This is a genomic window from Bradyrhizobium sp. CCBAU 53415 (assembly GCF_028128735.1).
Lineage (GTDB): Bacteria > Pseudomonadota > Alphaproteobacteria > Rhizobiales > Xanthobacteraceae > Bradyrhizobium.
On record NZ_LBJF01000019.1, the window covers coordinates 84,698 to 98,967 of the forward strand.

17 protein-coding genes are annotated in these 14,270 nt (G+C 64.6%); 12 read left to right on the forward strand and 5 right to left on the reverse strand.

All coding sequences use genetic code 11. From position 1 onward, the window contains the following. Positions 1 to 54 precede the first annotated feature (54 nt). Both XH87_RS11920 and XH87_RS11925 read left to right on the forward strand, forming a co-directional pair. On the forward strand, positions 55 to 969 hold the full coding sequence (locus XH87_RS11920) for a hypothetical protein (RefSeq protein WP_035666687.1): 915 nt from the start codon (positions 55 to 57) through the stop codon (positions 967 to 969). 70 nt (positions 970 to 1,039) lie between these two features. Then, entirely contained in the window at positions 1,040 to 1,933 is an 894-nt protein-coding gene (locus XH87_RS11925) for a 3'-5' exonuclease (RefSeq protein WP_271587410.1), read from the forward strand. A 28-nt stretch (positions 1,934 to 1,961) separates the two neighbouring features. Here the strand turns inward: XH87_RS11925 and XH87_RS11930 are convergent, their stop codons facing one another. Continuing rightward, complete coding sequence (locus tag XH87_RS11930; RefSeq protein WP_271587411.1) at positions 1,962 to 2,348, reverse strand: hypothetical protein; 387 nt, start codon at positions 2,346 to 2,348, stop codon at positions 1,962 to 1,964. Positions 2,349 to 2,571: 223 nt separating this feature from the next. On the opposite strand from XH87_RS11930, the gene XH87_RS11935 reads away from it, so the two are divergent. The 7 genes from XH87_RS11935 to XH87_RS11965 all read left to right on the forward strand — a co-directional run bounded on the left by XH87_RS11935 (position 2,572) and on the right by XH87_RS11965 (position 8,656). Beyond that, entirely contained in the window at positions 2,572 to 2,958 is a 387-nt protein-coding gene (locus XH87_RS11935; RefSeq protein WP_271587412.1) for a hypothetical protein, read from the forward strand. Positions 2,959 to 3,066: 108 nt separating this feature from the next. Continuing rightward, a complete protein-coding gene (locus XH87_RS11940) occupies positions 3,067 to 3,777 on the forward strand; it encodes a LexA family transcriptional regulator (RefSeq protein ID WP_271587413.1) in 711 nt (236 codons plus the stop codon). Positions 3,778 to 3,875: 98 nt separating this feature from the next. Beyond that, a complete protein-coding gene (locus XH87_RS11945; RefSeq protein ID WP_271587414.1) occupies positions 3,876 to 4,625 on the forward strand; it encodes a hypothetical protein in 750 nt (249 codons plus the stop codon). Beyond that, the gene (locus XH87_RS11950) at positions 4,615 to 6,081 is read left to right on the forward strand and encodes a hypothetical protein (RefSeq protein WP_271587415.1); all 1,467 of its coding nucleotides are present in this window, start codon (positions 4,615 to 4,617) and stop codon (positions 6,079 to 6,081) included. Before XH87_RS11945 ends, XH87_RS11950 begins: the two co-directional genes overlap by 11 nt. After that, positions 6,078 to 7,253 carry a hypothetical protein gene (locus XH87_RS11955; protein WP_271587416.1) on the forward strand — a complete coding sequence of 392 codons (1,176 nt, stop codon included), beginning with the start codon at positions 6,078 to 6,080 and terminating at the stop codon, positions 7,251 to 7,253. The genes XH87_RS11950 and XH87_RS11955 overlap by 4 nt, the downstream gene beginning before the upstream one ends. 436 nt (positions 7,254 to 7,689) lie before the next feature. After that, the gene (locus tag XH87_RS11960) at positions 7,690 to 8,361 is read left to right on the forward strand and encodes a transposase (RefSeq protein WP_271587417.1); all 672 of its coding nucleotides are present in this window, start codon (positions 7,690 to 7,692) and stop codon (positions 8,359 to 8,361) included. Continuing rightward, positions 8,312 to 8,656: a hypothetical protein gene (locus XH87_RS11965; protein WP_271587418.1), complete on the forward strand. Its 345-nt coding sequence runs from the start codon at positions 8,312 to 8,314 to the stop codon at positions 8,654 to 8,656. Before XH87_RS11960 ends, XH87_RS11965 begins: the two co-directional genes overlap by 50 nt. A 19-nt stretch (positions 8,657 to 8,675) precedes the next feature. Here XH87_RS11965 and XH87_RS11970 read toward each other — a convergent pair whose 3' ends face one another. The 3 genes from XH87_RS11970 to XH87_RS11980 form a co-directional block, all read right to left on the reverse strand. After that, positions 8,676 to 8,837, reverse strand: coding sequence for a hypothetical protein (locus tag XH87_RS11970; RefSeq protein WP_271587419.1), 162 nt, complete (start codon positions 8,835 to 8,837; stop codon positions 8,676 to 8,678). 69 nt (positions 8,838 to 8,906) lie between these two features. Continuing rightward, positions 8,907 to 9,398, reverse strand: coding sequence for a DNA-binding protein (locus XH87_RS11975; protein ID WP_271587420.1), 492 nt, complete (start codon positions 9,396 to 9,398; stop codon positions 8,907 to 8,909). 290 nt (positions 9,399 to 9,688) lie between these two features. Beyond that, complete coding sequence (locus XH87_RS11980; RefSeq protein ID WP_271587421.1) at positions 9,689 to 10,372, reverse strand: hypothetical protein; 684 nt, start codon at positions 10,370 to 10,372, stop codon at positions 9,689 to 9,691. 276 nt (positions 10,373 to 10,648) lie between these two features. Between XH87_RS11980 and XH87_RS11985 the strand changes: the two genes are divergently transcribed. Further along, complete coding sequence (locus XH87_RS11985; protein ID WP_271587422.1) at positions 10,649 to 11,290, forward strand: hypothetical protein; 642 nt, start codon at positions 10,649 to 10,651, stop codon at positions 11,288 to 11,290. Between the two features lie 6 nt (positions 11,291 to 11,296). Next, positions 11,297 to 11,893, forward strand: a complete 597-nt coding sequence (locus XH87_RS11990) for a hypothetical protein (protein WP_271587423.1) — start codon at positions 11,297 to 11,299, stop codon at positions 11,891 to 11,893. Positions 11,894 to 11,913: 20 nt separating this feature from the next. Here the strand turns inward: XH87_RS11990 and XH87_RS11995 are convergent, their stop codons facing one another. Next, complete coding sequence (locus tag XH87_RS11995; protein WP_442868262.1) at positions 11,914 to 12,765, reverse strand: DUF3883 domain-containing protein; 852 nt, start codon at positions 12,763 to 12,765, stop codon at positions 11,914 to 11,916. A 352-nt stretch (positions 12,766 to 13,117) separates the two neighbouring features. Here XH87_RS11995 and XH87_RS12000 point away from each other — a divergent pair, with 352 nt between their 5' ends. Beyond that, complete coding sequence (locus tag XH87_RS12000) at positions 13,118 to 14,269, forward strand: hypothetical protein (RefSeq protein WP_271587425.1); 1,152 nt, start codon at positions 13,118 to 13,120, stop codon at positions 14,267 to 14,269. The last annotated feature ends 1 nt before the right edge of the window (position 14,270 follow it).

A 14,270-nucleotide genomic window follows, 5' to 3' on the forward strand; every position in this document is an offset into this window, starting at 1 on the left:
GGCGCCGCCACGCGATGCGGCGCCTGCCATCCATCAACAGCAATCGGGGGCAACATGACCGATCGTTCGACGACCACCATCATCCACCGCCCGAACGGCGGGCTCGGAGGCTATCGCGTGATCTCCGACGGCGCGAGCCGCGTCGTAGTCCACGCGTTTCCCATGAGCGATCTGGCGTCGGTCTCCGGCGCGGACCTGCTGGCGACGCCGGGCAGCTACCTGATGACCGACGGACGCGTGGCCTACGTCGGCGAAAGCAATCGGGTGTCGCGTCGCCTCGCCGATCATTGCGCCGACCCGTCCAAGAGTTTCGGCCGCGACGTCTTCGTCGTCACCGGCTGCGACGACAGTTCGTTCGACAAGGCTCTCGGCCTCGACTTTCAATTCCGATTGACGCGGGAGGCCATCGACTGCGGCGTCGTGACGGTGGCGAAGGGATTGAACCCGGTCCAGCCGCGGATGACGGCTGCCGTCCGGGCCACCCACGACCGCGTGTACGGCGACGCATTGCGCCTGTTGTACGATGCCGGTTGCAGGATCTTCGTGCCGGCTGGATCCGAGCCCTCCCCGCGCCAGCCGCCACCCGCGGCGGAGAGCGCCGGGGACTCGGTCGATGGCGGTCCGATGTCGATCGGGGTTACCAGCGCGCCGCTCGGGGCCGACGAGTTCGAGATGCGGTATCTCGGGCTCTGGGCTCGGGGCTACTGGGCCGCCGACCGTTTCGTCGTCGCCGCCGGATCCGAGGTCAGAGAGGAGACCAACGGCTCGGTCGATGCGCTCACGCGGTCGCGTCGCGACGAGCTGTTCGATGCGAAGGTGCTGTCGGCGATTCCGGGCGTCTCCGACCGGCGTCGGCTCGTCGCCGCCGTCGCCTTTCCGTCGACTTCGATCGCCGCCAAGATTCTGTGCGGTGCCCACACGCCCGGCAAATGGGTGCCGGTGAACAAGGCCATCTGGTTGGCGCCCTAGATCACCGATATCCGGAGGCCGCAGCGGCGCGGGCCGGGCGTGGCGGCAGGACTTTGCAGGGAGAGCGGGAGTGGAAGCGGTGGATCAGATGGAGGCAGCGGCCGCTTTGCTGGAGGCGAGCGGCCGGTACAGGATCCTGCGGCGCCTGGAGCCGCGGTCCCTCTACGACGAGCCCGACGGAAGCACCGCGCATCGCGGCATCTTCCTGGACGTCGAAACGACGGGTCTCGATCCGACCGTGGACGAGATCCTTGAGCTCGCGATGGTGCCGTTCGACTTCGCGGCCGACGGCCGCGTTTTCGCCGTGCACGAATCCTTCGATCGCCTGCGGGACCCGGGACGTCCCGTTCCGCGCGAGGTGACCGCGCTCACGGGCATCACCGACGCGATGTTGACCGGCGCATCGATCGATCCGGTCGAAGTGGAATCCTTCGTCGCCGACGCCGAACTCGTCGTCGCCCATAACGCCGGCTTCGACCGGCGCTTCGCCGAGAGGTTCTGCGGCGCGTTCCGGCATCTTCCCTGGGCCTGCTCCTGGCGCGAGATTCCGTGGGCGGACGAAGGATTCGACGGGGTGAGACTCGGGCAGCTCGCCGCCGGCTTCGGATTCTTCCACAACGGCCATCGCGCGGCCGACGACTGCCGCGCCGGCATCGATCTACTCGCGCGGAAGCTTCCTGTCAGCGGCCGCCGCGCGCTCGACGTGCTCATCGAATCGTCCCGCACACCGCGCTGGCGGATCCGTGCGGTCGGCGCGCCCTACGCGTTCCGCGAGACGCTGAAGAGGAGGGGGTACCGCTGGGATGCCGGCGGGGACGGCGGCATCAAGGCTTGGTTCATCGATGTCCGGGAAGACGCGATCGGGGACGAACGTAGCTTTCTCATGCGCGAAATTTACCGGCGGGACGTCGACATCGACGCGAGGCGCATCGACGCGTACGACCGCTATTCCGACCGCGACTGACGGAGGCGCTGCCTTTCTCCGCTCCGGTTCACCTGAGTTCGTAAAAGGGGCCCAATCGGCCCCCGCGAATACGAGGATGCCGCATGAAGAAGCCGACCAAGCACAACCGGCGTTCGGTCCGCTCGTCCAAGACATGACCGGCGCCGAGATCAGGCTCGCCGTGCACTCGAGGGCCTTCGTCGCCGCTCTTCTCGCTGCCTACGGCTTCCGCGGCCCGGCTGTCTTTTCGGCGCCGGCTCCGAGTAAATGTTGCGCGGTCGCGCTCGACCTGGGCCTGCGTGAACGCGTCGGTAACGACCTGGTCGGGCTCGAACGGCGAGCGGCCCGTCTCGTCGCCGCCCACCGCGAGGCGATCGGTGCCGTCGCGGCCTGCTCGCCGAGCGCCGCCACCCGATCGCACGGAGGTCGACCGCATCGTGGTGGCGCATCTCGGTCGCATACCGCGTCGGGTCTCGCGCACGACGGGTGGACGTCCGACCAACGGCACCGCCGCATCCTAGCGAAGGATCGGAAACCGAAATAGGCGGCTTTCCGGAATTTTCTTGGATCCTTCGGATCCGCGGTTCGCAAAGGACTCATCGATCGTGACAGGAAGCCCACGCTTCGCCTCTGCAAGATCCTCTCAACGAAAGGCACCCATGGCAACCAAGGCCGAAATTCCGAATAACCCCCGCGGCGTCGACGGCCAGGAGGCGGACCGGCTTGTCTCCGGTCGTCCGTCCATCCCTGAGCGGGTGCGACACCGGCCTCATCCAGATCAATGGGGAGAATCCGAAATGATGACGTTGCCGGAGGCCGCGGCGCTGTTCTTTCCAGGCGTTTTGACCACGACGAGCCTCCGCACGGCGGTGCGCGATCAGCGCCTGGATGTGGTCGAGATCGCAGGCAAGATCCTGACGAACCGTCTGGCCGTCGAACGCATGTGCGTGTGCGGACCCCGGAACAAGCCGGGCCAGCCGCCTCCGGCGGCTGCGCCGAGGCCCTCGGACCGGGAACTCCTCCGCCGTATCCTGCGGTCGGACTGAAGTTTCCGGAGGGAGAGAGAGAGAAGAGAGTAGCTTGGAGCCACCGCATTGCGGATTACGCAACCGCAGGGTAATGTCGCCGCGTTCGCGAGCCTGCCGGAGGAATCCTTGAGCGAAGACGATTGGATTGACGCGGCCTGGATCCGGAACCGATTGGAGGACAGCGGGAAGACCCAGCGGGAAATCGCCCGACTGCTTGGGATCGATGCCTCCGGCGTGAGTCGGCTGCTCGACGGAAGACGCAAGCTCGGTGCCGAGGAAGCCCGCGCCATCCGGGGTTTCTTCGACGGCAGCCCGCAGGGCGCCGTGCCCGGGCCGAGCCGAGCACGCGCGAACGACGTCCGGGCGAAGAAGGGACTTCCGGGACCGAGGCCGCGCACGCGTCTTTCCCAGGACATTCCGGTCTACGGACCGATCGAGCCGGACGGCCCCCATTTCTTCCGCCTGACGGAGGGAAGCCCCATCGAATACCGCCCCTGCCCCCCGCAATGCATCGGCGTGGTGGGAGCCTTCGCGCTCTTCGCTCCGGACGACGCGTTGTCGCCCAGAGCGCGAACGGGAGAGGTGCTCTACGTTCACCCGAACCGGCCTCCGGTGGCCAACGCGGACGTCTTTTTGCGCATGAAAACACCGGCAGACCGGCACGGAGCGCGGCCGGATAGAATCGCGATCCTGCGGTGCGTCGGCAGCGATGAGGCGGTGCTGCACTTCGTTGCCCTTAACGAGGTCGACCCGGCCCGTCCTACCAGAAGACCGCTTTCGATCGAGCGACGCCTGGTCGCCCAATTCGGTCGGGTGATGCTGATCGCGACCGAATAGCCACCTTTCGTTAACTTCATTGCGATTTTCGCATTGCGACTCGCTGGTGCGGGGCTTAGGAGTGGGCCGGCCCGATCATGGGCCCGGAGACTGTTCCAATGCCCTTGGCCAAAGTCGCCTCCTATTCAGGATACGAGCCCGAGGATCCGATGTTCCAGACCACGCCCGACGCCATCGATGCCGCGGTGACCGCCTTCGGCAGAGAGCTGGGGGCCGCGGACCCGCAGTACGTGGACGTCCGTCCGTTTCCAGGCGCCGAACTCGGCATGTGCCAACGCAACGTACTGGATCACATGCGGCTGCACAGGGGGCAGCTCGTCCACGCCTGGGCGATTTGGGCGAACCGCCTGTTTCTCATGGGCGAATTCCACGCGATCTGGCGCAGCCCGGGCGGAGAGCTGGTCGACGTTACGCCGACCGCCGAAGGAGAGGCCCGGGTCCTGTGCGCGATCGCCGAAGACTACGGCGAGAATTTCGACTTCGCTCTGCGTCCGGCGAACCGCGCGATGCGGACGGTCGACCCCGTCGATCCCGCCGCCGTCGCCGACGCGATCGCTGCCCTGTCGCCGGCCAGGCGGAGCTACGAGCAGACACGGGCCGCGCGCCGCGGCCTCGACCTCGAAACCCACATCGCGGCCAAGCTTCCGCTTTCGGACCTCGCCGCCGCCGTCGATGCGCTGATCAAGTGCTGCGAGCTGCGCGACCGCCTCGCCCTGCCGACGCGGTCGGGCGTCTATTCGAAGGATCCCGAAGCCTTCATGGCCGTACAGTCCCGGATGGACCAGCTGCACCAGCGCATCGTGCGCTTGTTCGCCGAACGAGACCGCGGGGTGCGGCATGGAGCTTGATGCCGAGGATCTCGCCAACTCGGCCTTTCTGCCGAAGGTGTCGCCGCTCGTCGAGGAGCTGCTGCGCGGTCTCGTGACCATGCAGTGGAAGGACGACGAACTGCCGGCGGTCCTGAAGCTCCACGCCAACCTTTCCCGCAGACGCCGCAAGGCGCCCGGAACGGGACCGTATCTGGACGTGCGCAAGGGTCACGAGGGGCGCGCTCCGAAGATCGTCATCATGGACCGCGGCGTCCCGACGTCAACCGGCGTGGACGCCGTGCCCGAGACGATGAAGCCGGAGAGCAGCCCGCTCGCTCTGGTGCACTACACGTCCTACGAGTCGGCGAGGAAGTATCTAGAGGACGACGGCGCGCAGCGCGACCCGCTGTCGTTCAAGGTCAACTACGTCCTGCGGCGCTGGATCCAGGAGATCCAGCCGGCGAAGGGGGTACCCGACCGCAAGAAGAAGATGCGGCGCTGGAAGGCGCTGGGCAACTGCGTCGACCATCTCTCCGGCATCTTCGAAGGCCTCGCCCTGCGCGACATCGACATCGACACCGGTCGCAACTACTACGGCCGGCGGATCGTGCAGGAACTGAAGAAGGGCAAGCGCGATCCCGAGAATCTCAAGGACTCGCCGATCGCGGACGAGCTTTCCTGCCTGGAATGGGCGATCGAATGGTTCGCGGCGAAGAAGAAGCTCCCCGTGCTGCCGGCGAAGTTCGAGTGGCCGGACTTCATCGAACGCGAGATGCCGTTCTACACCTACGACGACATGATGGCCCTGCTGTGGGCCTGCCTCGGGTTCGACGCGACCAAGGGCGGCAAGCGCGTCCGCGTCCCGCGCGAGGAGCAGCGCTGGCTCGTCAGGTTCTTCCTGCTCTATTTCCTGACCGGGACAAGATACGACGCCAACGGCAAGCTCGCGTGGGGCTTCAACGATCACGTCGGCTGCATCGACTACGAGAACGGCGTGATCTGGCGCAACGGGGCCCAGGCGGTCAAGTCGCGCCAGAAGCCCAAACGCCGCAGCGACCTGCTGGCGATGATGACGGAGATCGTGCTGGGGTGGCACGAGGACGACGAGCGGCTCGGCGCCAAATATGGCTTCAAGCCCGTATGGGTGATCCACGAAAAAGGGAAGCCGCCGAAGAACTTCAAGAACAAGGTGGACGACGCCCTGAAGCGCTCCGGCGTCAAGAAGTCTGCCCACAAGTGCAAGCATGGCGGCGTCACGCTGCTGGGCTACTGCGGCGTGACCTTCACGGAGGTTGCCGACGTTTTCGGCAACGACGAGGACACCATCAAGAAGAACTATTCCCACGTCGACTGGGACAAGATGCCGACCAGGAAGGACCGCATCCCCAAGGACGACATCCGCTGGCGGGACCTCAAACGCGTTTCCCCGACCTCACTCGCGCCCGATCTGGTCGAGCAGCTGGTCACCGATCTCAAGGCGCGGGCCGCGGCATGATGGATGGTTTCGCCGATCGGGCTCCGCTGCCGCCGCCCCCCGAGCACGAACGGCCGCCCTGCCCCGTGCCGACACCGGCGGACGTGGTGGCCCTGATGATGCCGGACAACTATCCGTATCCGAAGTCCGCGACCATGATCGCCGGCCTGCTAGGGGCCGCGGCCTGCGCTCGCGTCGGGTTTCTGCAGGCGACCCGGATCCGCCTGGGCGAGCACTGGTCGCCCGAACGGCCCGGTCGTCTTCTGGTGCCGGACGAGCGCGCGCCGCGGCCGGCCTATCTGCTCCCGATCGCCCAACTCGCCTTCCGGCGGATTCGCGATGCCTACGACAGGAAGGAAGGCGACCTGCTGTTCGCCGAAGGGGAGCCGACGTCGCGCCACGAAACGCTGCATTTCATCTGCACCAGGATCGGCGAGCGGATGGGCATCGATACCCGCAGCATCGTCCCTCGCATGCACGACTTCTTCGACATGACGATACCGCCGGGCACGAGCGGCGAGATGGTGCTGGCGGTCTCGGGGCCCAGGTGCTTCAGGCGGAACGTCGCGGCTCCCAACTACGTCGTGCCGCTGCCGAAGCTGCGGCGCTTTCTCGAGGAGAACCATCCCTTGGCGGGCGCCGCCAGCGCTTTCACGGGAAAGCGCGGTCTGGTCTGGATCCGGTCGCAGCCCAGAAATCTGCCGGAGCCTAGCAAGCACAGATGGAAGGAGGTCTCGCCGGCCTTCGAGCAGAATCCGGTCGTGCTCGAGCTGCGCGCCGTCGCGTGGCCGAAGAACGAGAAGAAATGGAAGAAATTCCGCCTCGACCTGAGGGACCGGTATTTCGACCACCTCCACGCCCTCAAGAAGGAGGGAAAGCTCAGGCTCCGGGAAGTCGTCGAGCTATTCAGGGCGAACAAGCACCTGATCAGGGGGTGGGAGATGATGCGGCTGGTGCCGGACCCGATCGAACGGACCGTCGCGGAGTGGAAGCAAATCTGGATCGGGGCCTACGCCGGCCGCAGGCCGGGCGAGAGCACTCACGCCCTCTGGAAGCGCGTCGCCATCGCCGAGCGCTGCGGAATCAAATCCGGCCAGGTCCGCCGCTGGTGGATCGAGGCAGGGGTGTTGAAGAGACGGCGCGGGCGCCCCCGCAAGACCATCCTGCGGCAGCCCCGCAGAAAACGAAAATAGGGTAGACAAACCCTCGCACCTACCCAAGCCCGCCGGCGGCCGCCGGCGGGCTTTTTCGTCACGTCGGGCGGGGTCGTCAGGCCGATGCACACTCAGGGATTGTGGATATTTTTCACAACAACCTTCGAAAACGAGGGTATGGAACCTAGGCTTGGTCGGTGGGGCCGATGACCGCAGGTCGCATAGTACCCACGAAACGACGGAAAATGGCGCAGGCTGACGGGAAACCGCGGCAGAATGATACCGAAATGAAGTGTGATGATCCTACGCCGAGATCATCAAGACACAAGGTAAGTAGCTGGAAATCAACACAAATCAGGATTCCAACTTAAATTGGTTCGCAGGTTGGTAGGAGCGCCAAAAGACATCAAACGAGAAGAACTCCAATCAGGTTGCATTGAAAAACAGGGACACGATACATTAACAACGCCTGATCATGAAGGTCGCCATGGCTCGCACGTCCCGATTCGTCGCGCCCGGTCACCCCCACCATGTCACCCAACGCGGTAACCAGCGCAACCGCGTGTTTTTCAACGACGGCGACTACCGTCTTTATCTTTCGATCCTGGCTGAGCAGGCCCGCGCCGGTGGATGCGAAGTCTGGTGCTATTGCCTAATGCCCAACCACGTTCATCTGATCCTGCGGCCGGATACCGAAGCGGCTCTGGCGCGGACGGTAGGCGAGACGCACCGCCGCTACACCACGGTCATCAACAGGCGCAACAAGACGACAGGCTACCTCTGGCAAGGCCGCTTCTGGTCGGCGGCGCTCGACGAGCGCTACCTGCTCGACGCGGTCCGGTACGTCCTCAACAACCCTGTCGACGGCAACACGGTCAAGCACCCGACGGCCTGGCCGTGGTCGAGCGCTCGGGCTCATGCGTCCGGCAAGAGTGACGGCGTCGTAGCGGTCGAACCGCTCGCGCAGCGGATCGGCCCGTTCGAGCAGTTCATGCGAACGGAGGTCGATCCCGGCGCCAAGGAGCGCCTCGAGGCCGCGGTCCGTCGCGGCTGGCCGATCGGCGACAAGACCTTCGTCGCGGACCTGGAGAAGATGCTTGGACGCAAGGCTGAACCCCGAAGGCGTGGACGGCCGCGCCAATCGTGAGGAGGCGACGGTGGTGTCGCCGACGGGTTCGCCATCTCAGCGGGATCATCGGGGACGCCGTCGATTATCGAATGCAAGGGGGAGGCCGCTGCGCCTGCTGGAGCCCCAGCAGAAGGGCGCCGACACTGGCTTCTTCGATTCGCATTCCATCGCCCTCGACGCGGTCGCCGCTTTGTGGATCACAGAGCACGACCACGCCGGAGGAGAAGGCGGCTTTCAGGAAGCGGCATGCGGATTGCCCGTCGAAGTGGGGCGTGATGCTCGCGATGTGGTGACATCCAGATCGGCGCTCTGAACAAGTCGGACTGCAAGGGCTACGCGAACTGGCGCACCGGCGAGCCGACGAAGACAGCGCGGCCGCCCTGCCCGGGCGTGTGCGGCAGCATGTCCGTGGTGCACGGCGACTTGGTGCTGCTCGCCAACGCCATCGCCGGGTACGTCCAGAGCTGCCATACGATCTCTCCGAGTCCGAGCATGACCGCGGCTTCAAATTGGAGGCAAAACTCCCGCAGCCCATTCAGACCCTACCCGTCCGACAGCCTGCTTCACCGGCGGCTGGCGAGCTCGATCTCGCGCTGCAGGGCCTCGATGGTCCGGGCGTGCCTGGCCTCCTCCTCGCGGCGGGCGTTGCGCTCCGATTCGAGCAGGATCTTGAGCACCCGGATCTCGCTCTGCAGCCGTGCGAGGCCGCCCTCCGGCCCGCAATCCTCCCCCGCCGGTCGGGCCGGAGCCGACGCAGCGGTCTCCTCCGAAGGGTTGCCGGCCGCTACGCGGGCCGCCTTGCCTTGGTTAGGGAGGGACACCGGACCGGCCGGACTGAGCCGGTCCGGACCACTTGGACCGCCGGACCGGATCGGTCCGGACTGTCTCACCGGTCCAGGGAGGCCATCGGCGTACTCCTTCAAGAGGGCGGAAATCCGGGTCGAGCCGCCCCCGCCCAGGCGCTTGCGGACAGAGGCGCGCGTCAGTGCCACGCCCTCGGCAGCGAGCGCCTTGATCGCCGCTCCGATCTCTCCGTCGGTGAATTGTCTGCTCACTGCGCCATCTCCAGGGATCCATCGGTCTCAAGAGCTCTTGCTCGCATGCCGGGCAGGAATCGCCGCAATAATACTGGGCTAGACAATCGAAGTCGTCGCCTCCTGCAACTATCGCGGCCATTCGGGAAGGTCGGCACCGGGCGCCGAGACCCTTCGCCAGTGTCGTAAACCGTCACGCCGAACCGACCGCCTGCTTGTACACGCGAGGACGCGATCGCATGGAGCGCTTCCTTCGTGCCGCGCTGCGACGGTTGAGTGCGTCCGGCTTTCGCGGCAGCCGCCGCGGCACGTTACTCGGCCTCCGCCGACGCAGCCGTCACGTGGCGATCGGAATAGCGGACCCAGGACTTGTCGTCGGGCCCGCGGAAATCAACCCACTTCCGCAGTTGATCGAGCCTCACCGTCGCGTCTGCGAAGTAGTCCGTCTCGTCGTCATGACCGACGATCACGCAGCGGCCGATAAGCTTCACTTCGCCATACAATCGGACCCACCAGCGGTAATTCCGGTCGGTCTTCGCGGAAAGCAGGAAGTCACCGCTTGGCAGGCGGATGTGCCAGTCGTGCGCGCCGCCTAACAGGCGCTCGGCCGCCGGCACGTGGGCGGCGATCACCTCCTCTTCGACGATGCCCAGCTTCGGATCGATGACGATGGCGCGCACGCTTGCCGGCGGCTCAGGGAGCGTTGGCCGCGGGGGCAGCTCGACCGAGGTCCAGCGCACCATCGTGACGACGTCGTCGAGAGCGATGCGTGCGGACGAGCGGTGGCCCCACTCGCCCCGGCGTCCGACGATCAAGCCGGGACCGACGAGCGGGCGCGTTCCACCGACGGTGAAGGCCTCTCCATACCCTAGGGCTGTCGTAAGCAGCGAGTCACCCTTCGGCAACCTCGCCGCCAGCTTCGGCTTCTCCCCGAAGAAGCTGCGCAGCATGCGCGCCTCGGGGCTGATCTCGACTGCGGCGATCGACCGCGCCACCGGGTCGATCGAAATAGCTCTAATGCCTCGCATGCTTGTTTACTCCTCACTCGGTGACAGCCCCACCTCCAGCCGAGGGCACATTCCACGCTGCGCACATGCGATAGCGGAAAGAAAGGTTCCCGCACGTTCGGCGGCCAGAAATGCGGGGAAAACGAAGCGGTGGGAAGTTAACTGGTCAACGATCCCGCACAGGTTGATTCAGTCTGGTTGCTCAATTGCAATAGTCGCTGGCTTGGCTATTCTTCGGCGTCCGAGCTCTAGGGGGGGGGAACGATGCGGTGCTTTTTCGTCGCCGTGCTGGCGATCCTGACGGCGTCCTGTATTGGCGCATCCGCAAGCGACACCACCATCCCTTGCGCGGGGCCGCCGGACAAGGGAGCCAGCGTAGCGGTTCACCCCGGATCCCAAGTGAGCAAGACGCAGGACCGCCAGAGCGGCACGTGCGTGTTCTCCATCAACGGAGCTGTGGCGACCAGCCCGCCGGCGGGCCAGGTTCTTGAAGCAATCAATTTCGTCCGGAAACCGGACAAGCCGATGCTGCGCGACCCCAAGGGACTCGCGGTGGCACTCGCATCCCTCATGGCGGCTTCCGCGCCGGTGAACCAAGTGCCCGACGAATTGATCAGCGCTCTGATACGTTCGAGTGAGCGCGTTTCAGCTTGTGCAAGGGGGTTCTTTTCCTCCAACGACGGCAAGTTCAACCAGCCAGATCAGGGCAAGGACGACCCCATCACTTGCGCCGCGGCACCGACATATTCCGACGAGCGCGGGAAACACGAGATCCTGGAGCGGGGCGAAATCGCGGCTGGACTTCCAACGTTGGCCATTTCCGCCACGTGGGGAAGCGGACGCTTTGTGAGTACCGTCTATCTCCCGATTGTAACGCCCGGCCAGCCTCCGATATCGGCACAGTAGGTCGACATGAGTTTTCTGGGCTCGGTTGCGAAGAAGGTCGGCGACAAGATCACCGACACGATCGGCGATAAGATCGCCGCCGCGATAGGCGGCGCCGTCGTCGTTCTTCTCGGCCTTGCAGGGTTGTGGCTGTACAATCGAATGAATCCAGAATTCACCTACGCGGCCGAACCCTCCTCCGGGGCTTCACATTTCGTCGGCCTGGCGAACGTGCTCAAGCAGATCGACAAGGACTCGCACGTCTATTGCAGCGGCGGTTGGGACCAGCGCATCGCCCACTTGGCGCTTCGACGCTGCTACGAATTCTCGTTCGTTCCCGAAGTCGTGTATTCGACCTATGCCTGCTCGGCCGATCCTGCCGCAATAACCGTGTCCACCTCTGATCAACTGGTGGCCTTGCGCCGATTCGAAGCGAGATTCCAGGGCTGCCTCGTCGTTTCGCCCGGCAATTCGGAGACGAGCTACGTGGTCAGTCCCGGAGCTCGCTCCTCGGAGCGGTCCGTGCAATTCGGTACGGCTCCCGCGGACAAAAGCTACTTTTGCGGCTGCAGTCCGGACGACGAAAAGGACATCGCGACAACAATTGGCGCCAACATCAAATGATCATCCAGCCGCTGCGGGCCCTATCGTGGAACGACGACGTACTTGTCCGCCTTCATCAATAGACCGGCCTCCAGAGGAGGTTTGGCGTCGAACATCTGCGCCCCGTTACGGAAATGATAGACCCGCCGGACCCGATAGATGTCGGGGTTCGATGCGGCGATCTCGCATTGATTAGCGGACAGCCAGAACCGCGTGCGCGCGTGGCCGTTCGTCGTCTTCACTTCCATCAACCGCTCCTCACCGTCGGGCTCGAATGATCTGATGTCGTAGCCCAGATGGTCGCCGTCGAGGTCCGAGACCCACCGCACCTTGGAGGCCAGGTCGTCTCGACCCACGCGCCTCAATCGTAGCCGCTCAAAGTCGATGATCATCCTCTCGCCGGCACGCCCTAGCGATCGGTTGAGTTCGTCTCGCTCCGCCGGGTCGTACGTTCTCACAAGACGTCGGAGGGCTTCCGGGCGTTGATCCCGATCCGAGTTGCCGAATGCAGGCGGATCGACCAGTACCGGCACTCCCGCGGCCGTAAAGCGCGGTTCGGACGCCGCTGGATCCGTCAGAAGTTGCGGGTGCAGCGCGACCTGCGCGCCGACAGCTTCGACCAACGCATCCTGGTAATTGTGAGCAGGCAGCAGCCCGGGAAGCCATGGAATCCCGATCTCCTCGAGTACTGCCGAGACGTTCCGAAGCTTCCATTCGATCGACTTGGTCGACCTGCCGACTTCGGATGCGAGCTGCCTGTACAACTCGGCCTTGACGATCGGTTCTCCTAGCCGCTCGCGTTCGAGCATCATGAAATAATTCGCGACGACCGCGGCGACCTGATTGGCTGTCCAGTCGGTCCCCATCTTCCCCGAGTTCGCGGTGTCCCCCAATCTCATCTCCTGTCGCGGCGAGACTACCAGGATGCAACGTAGGGGATAAAGATGCCGTGGCATGGGCGAACGCGAGTCCTCGAGCGTCGATCTTCCGGCGCGGGATCGAACCGCTGCGGTCGAGACCGTGTAGGGGCGGCGCTCCAAAGCAAGCGCGCACCATTCCGCGGGTGCCCTGCGGGGGTCACCTGTTCTCGGAGGCATCCCCGCTTCGATTCGGCCGGTTCAAGCGCCGGAGGAAAACCATCCACCTCATTTTTATTTTTAAGGTGAGGATGCGCCTTCTTGAAAGCGAGCGGAAAAATTCCATCTATCCAAGATTGTGAGCGCATCGCTTTTTGGAGAGGATTCAATGTTTGCAGGCGTGAGCGGCCCTTCCTTCGTGTTCTGGCCTGTCGGATGCGGCGACACCACTACAATCGTCGTCAGTAACGACGAAGTCGTGCAGATCGACATCAATGACAAAGTTATGGCGGCCGAAAAGGGTAACGAGCATATTCCGATCGTAGACGAACTGGTCGAGAAGCTGCCGAAGCGCGGCGGCAAGCCCTATCTGTCTGTTTTCGCGCTCACCCACCCCGATCTCGACCACTGCCGCGGCTTCAAGGACCTGCTCAAGCGGGTAACGATCGGCGAAATCTGGCACACGCCGCGCATCTTTCGAGAAAGCAAAACTGATCTTAGCCCGGACGCACAAGCCTTCCGCGACGAAGCCCGCCGGCGCGCCGAGCGGATGATCGCGGTCAACGGGGATGCAGGACCTGGAAACAGGGTTCGCCTGATCGGCTACAGCAACCTCTTCCAGCCGGGCGAGCGGTACCACGGTTTTCCAAAGGAGGGGTTCTACACGCGTCCGGGCCAATCGATTACGAAGATCGATGGCGTCGAGGCGGGAGATCGCTTTCACGCATTCGTCCATGCCCCCTTCAAGGAGGGTGAGGCAGACGCACGCAATGAGACCAGTCTCGCAATGCAGGTGACAATCGGAAACTCGCAGCAGGCGATGCGGGGCTTGCTGCTGGGTGACATCTCCTATCCGGTCCTGATGCAGATCTTCCAGCAGACCCACTGGCACGGAAACGACGAGATGCTGAAGTGGAACGTGCTGCTCTCGCCGCATCACTGCTCGAAGAAGGCGATGTACGAGAACGACGTGCTGCAACAGGACGTCCTCGATGAATTCAAGGCTTGCCAACTCAACGTCGGATACATCGTGGCGAGCTCCGACGAATTTCCACATGCCAACAGCTCGGGGGACAATCCGCCCCATCGCAGGGCTAGGAATCGATACGAGGAGATCGTGAACACGGGCTTCGTCTGCACCGGCGAATTCAGCACCCCCGAAAAGGTGCGTCCGATCATCTTCACGGTGACGGGGAACGGCATCCGCATGGGCGGCGACAACTACGCGATCTCCGAAAGCGCGCGGCATACGTTGGATGCGGCAGTCGCGGCTGCTCGCGGGAGCAGCGCGCCCCCGACCGCGAAGGTGGGCTTCGGCTAGG

Coding starts and splice junctions, on each gene's coding strand:
- XH87_RS11935 (WP_271587412.1), top strand. CDS start 2,572: ATGGCAACCAAGGCCGAAATTCCGAATAACCCCCGCGGCGTCGACGGC.
- XH87_RS11950 (WP_271587415.1), top strand. CDS start 4,615: ATGGAGCTTGATGCCGAGGATCTCGCCAACTCGGCCTTTCTGCCGAAG.
- XH87_RS11970 (WP_271587419.1), bottom strand. CDS start 8,837: ATGCTCGGACTCGGAGAGATCGTATGGCAGCTCTGGACGTACCCGGCG.
- XH87_RS12000 (WP_271587425.1), top strand. CDS start 13,118: ATGTTTGCAGGCGTGAGCGGCCCTTCCTTCGTGTTCTGGCCTGTCGGA.
- XH87_RS11985 (WP_271587422.1), top strand. CDS start 10,649: ATGCGGTGCTTTTTCGTCGCCGTGCTGGCGATCCTGACGGCGTCCTGT.
- XH87_RS11990 (WP_271587423.1), top strand. CDS start 11,297: ATGAGTTTTCTGGGCTCGGTTGCGAAGAAGGTCGGCGACAAGATCACC.
- XH87_RS11945 (WP_271587414.1), top strand. CDS start 3,876: ATGCCCTTGGCCAAAGTCGCCTCCTATTCAGGATACGAGCCCGAGGAT.
- XH87_RS11960 (WP_271587417.1), top strand. CDS start 7,690: ATGAAGGTCGCCATGGCTCGCACGTCCCGATTCGTCGCGCCCGGTCAC.
- XH87_RS11920 (WP_035666687.1), top strand. CDS start 55: ATGACCGATCGTTCGACGACCACCATCATCCACCGCCCGAACGGCGGG.
- XH87_RS11930 (WP_271587411.1), bottom strand. CDS start 2,348: ATGCGGTCGACCTCCGTGCGATCGGGTGGCGGCGCTCGGCGAGCAGGC.
- XH87_RS11955 (WP_271587416.1), top strand. CDS start 6,078: ATGATGGATGGTTTCGCCGATCGGGCTCCGCTGCCGCCGCCCCCCGAG.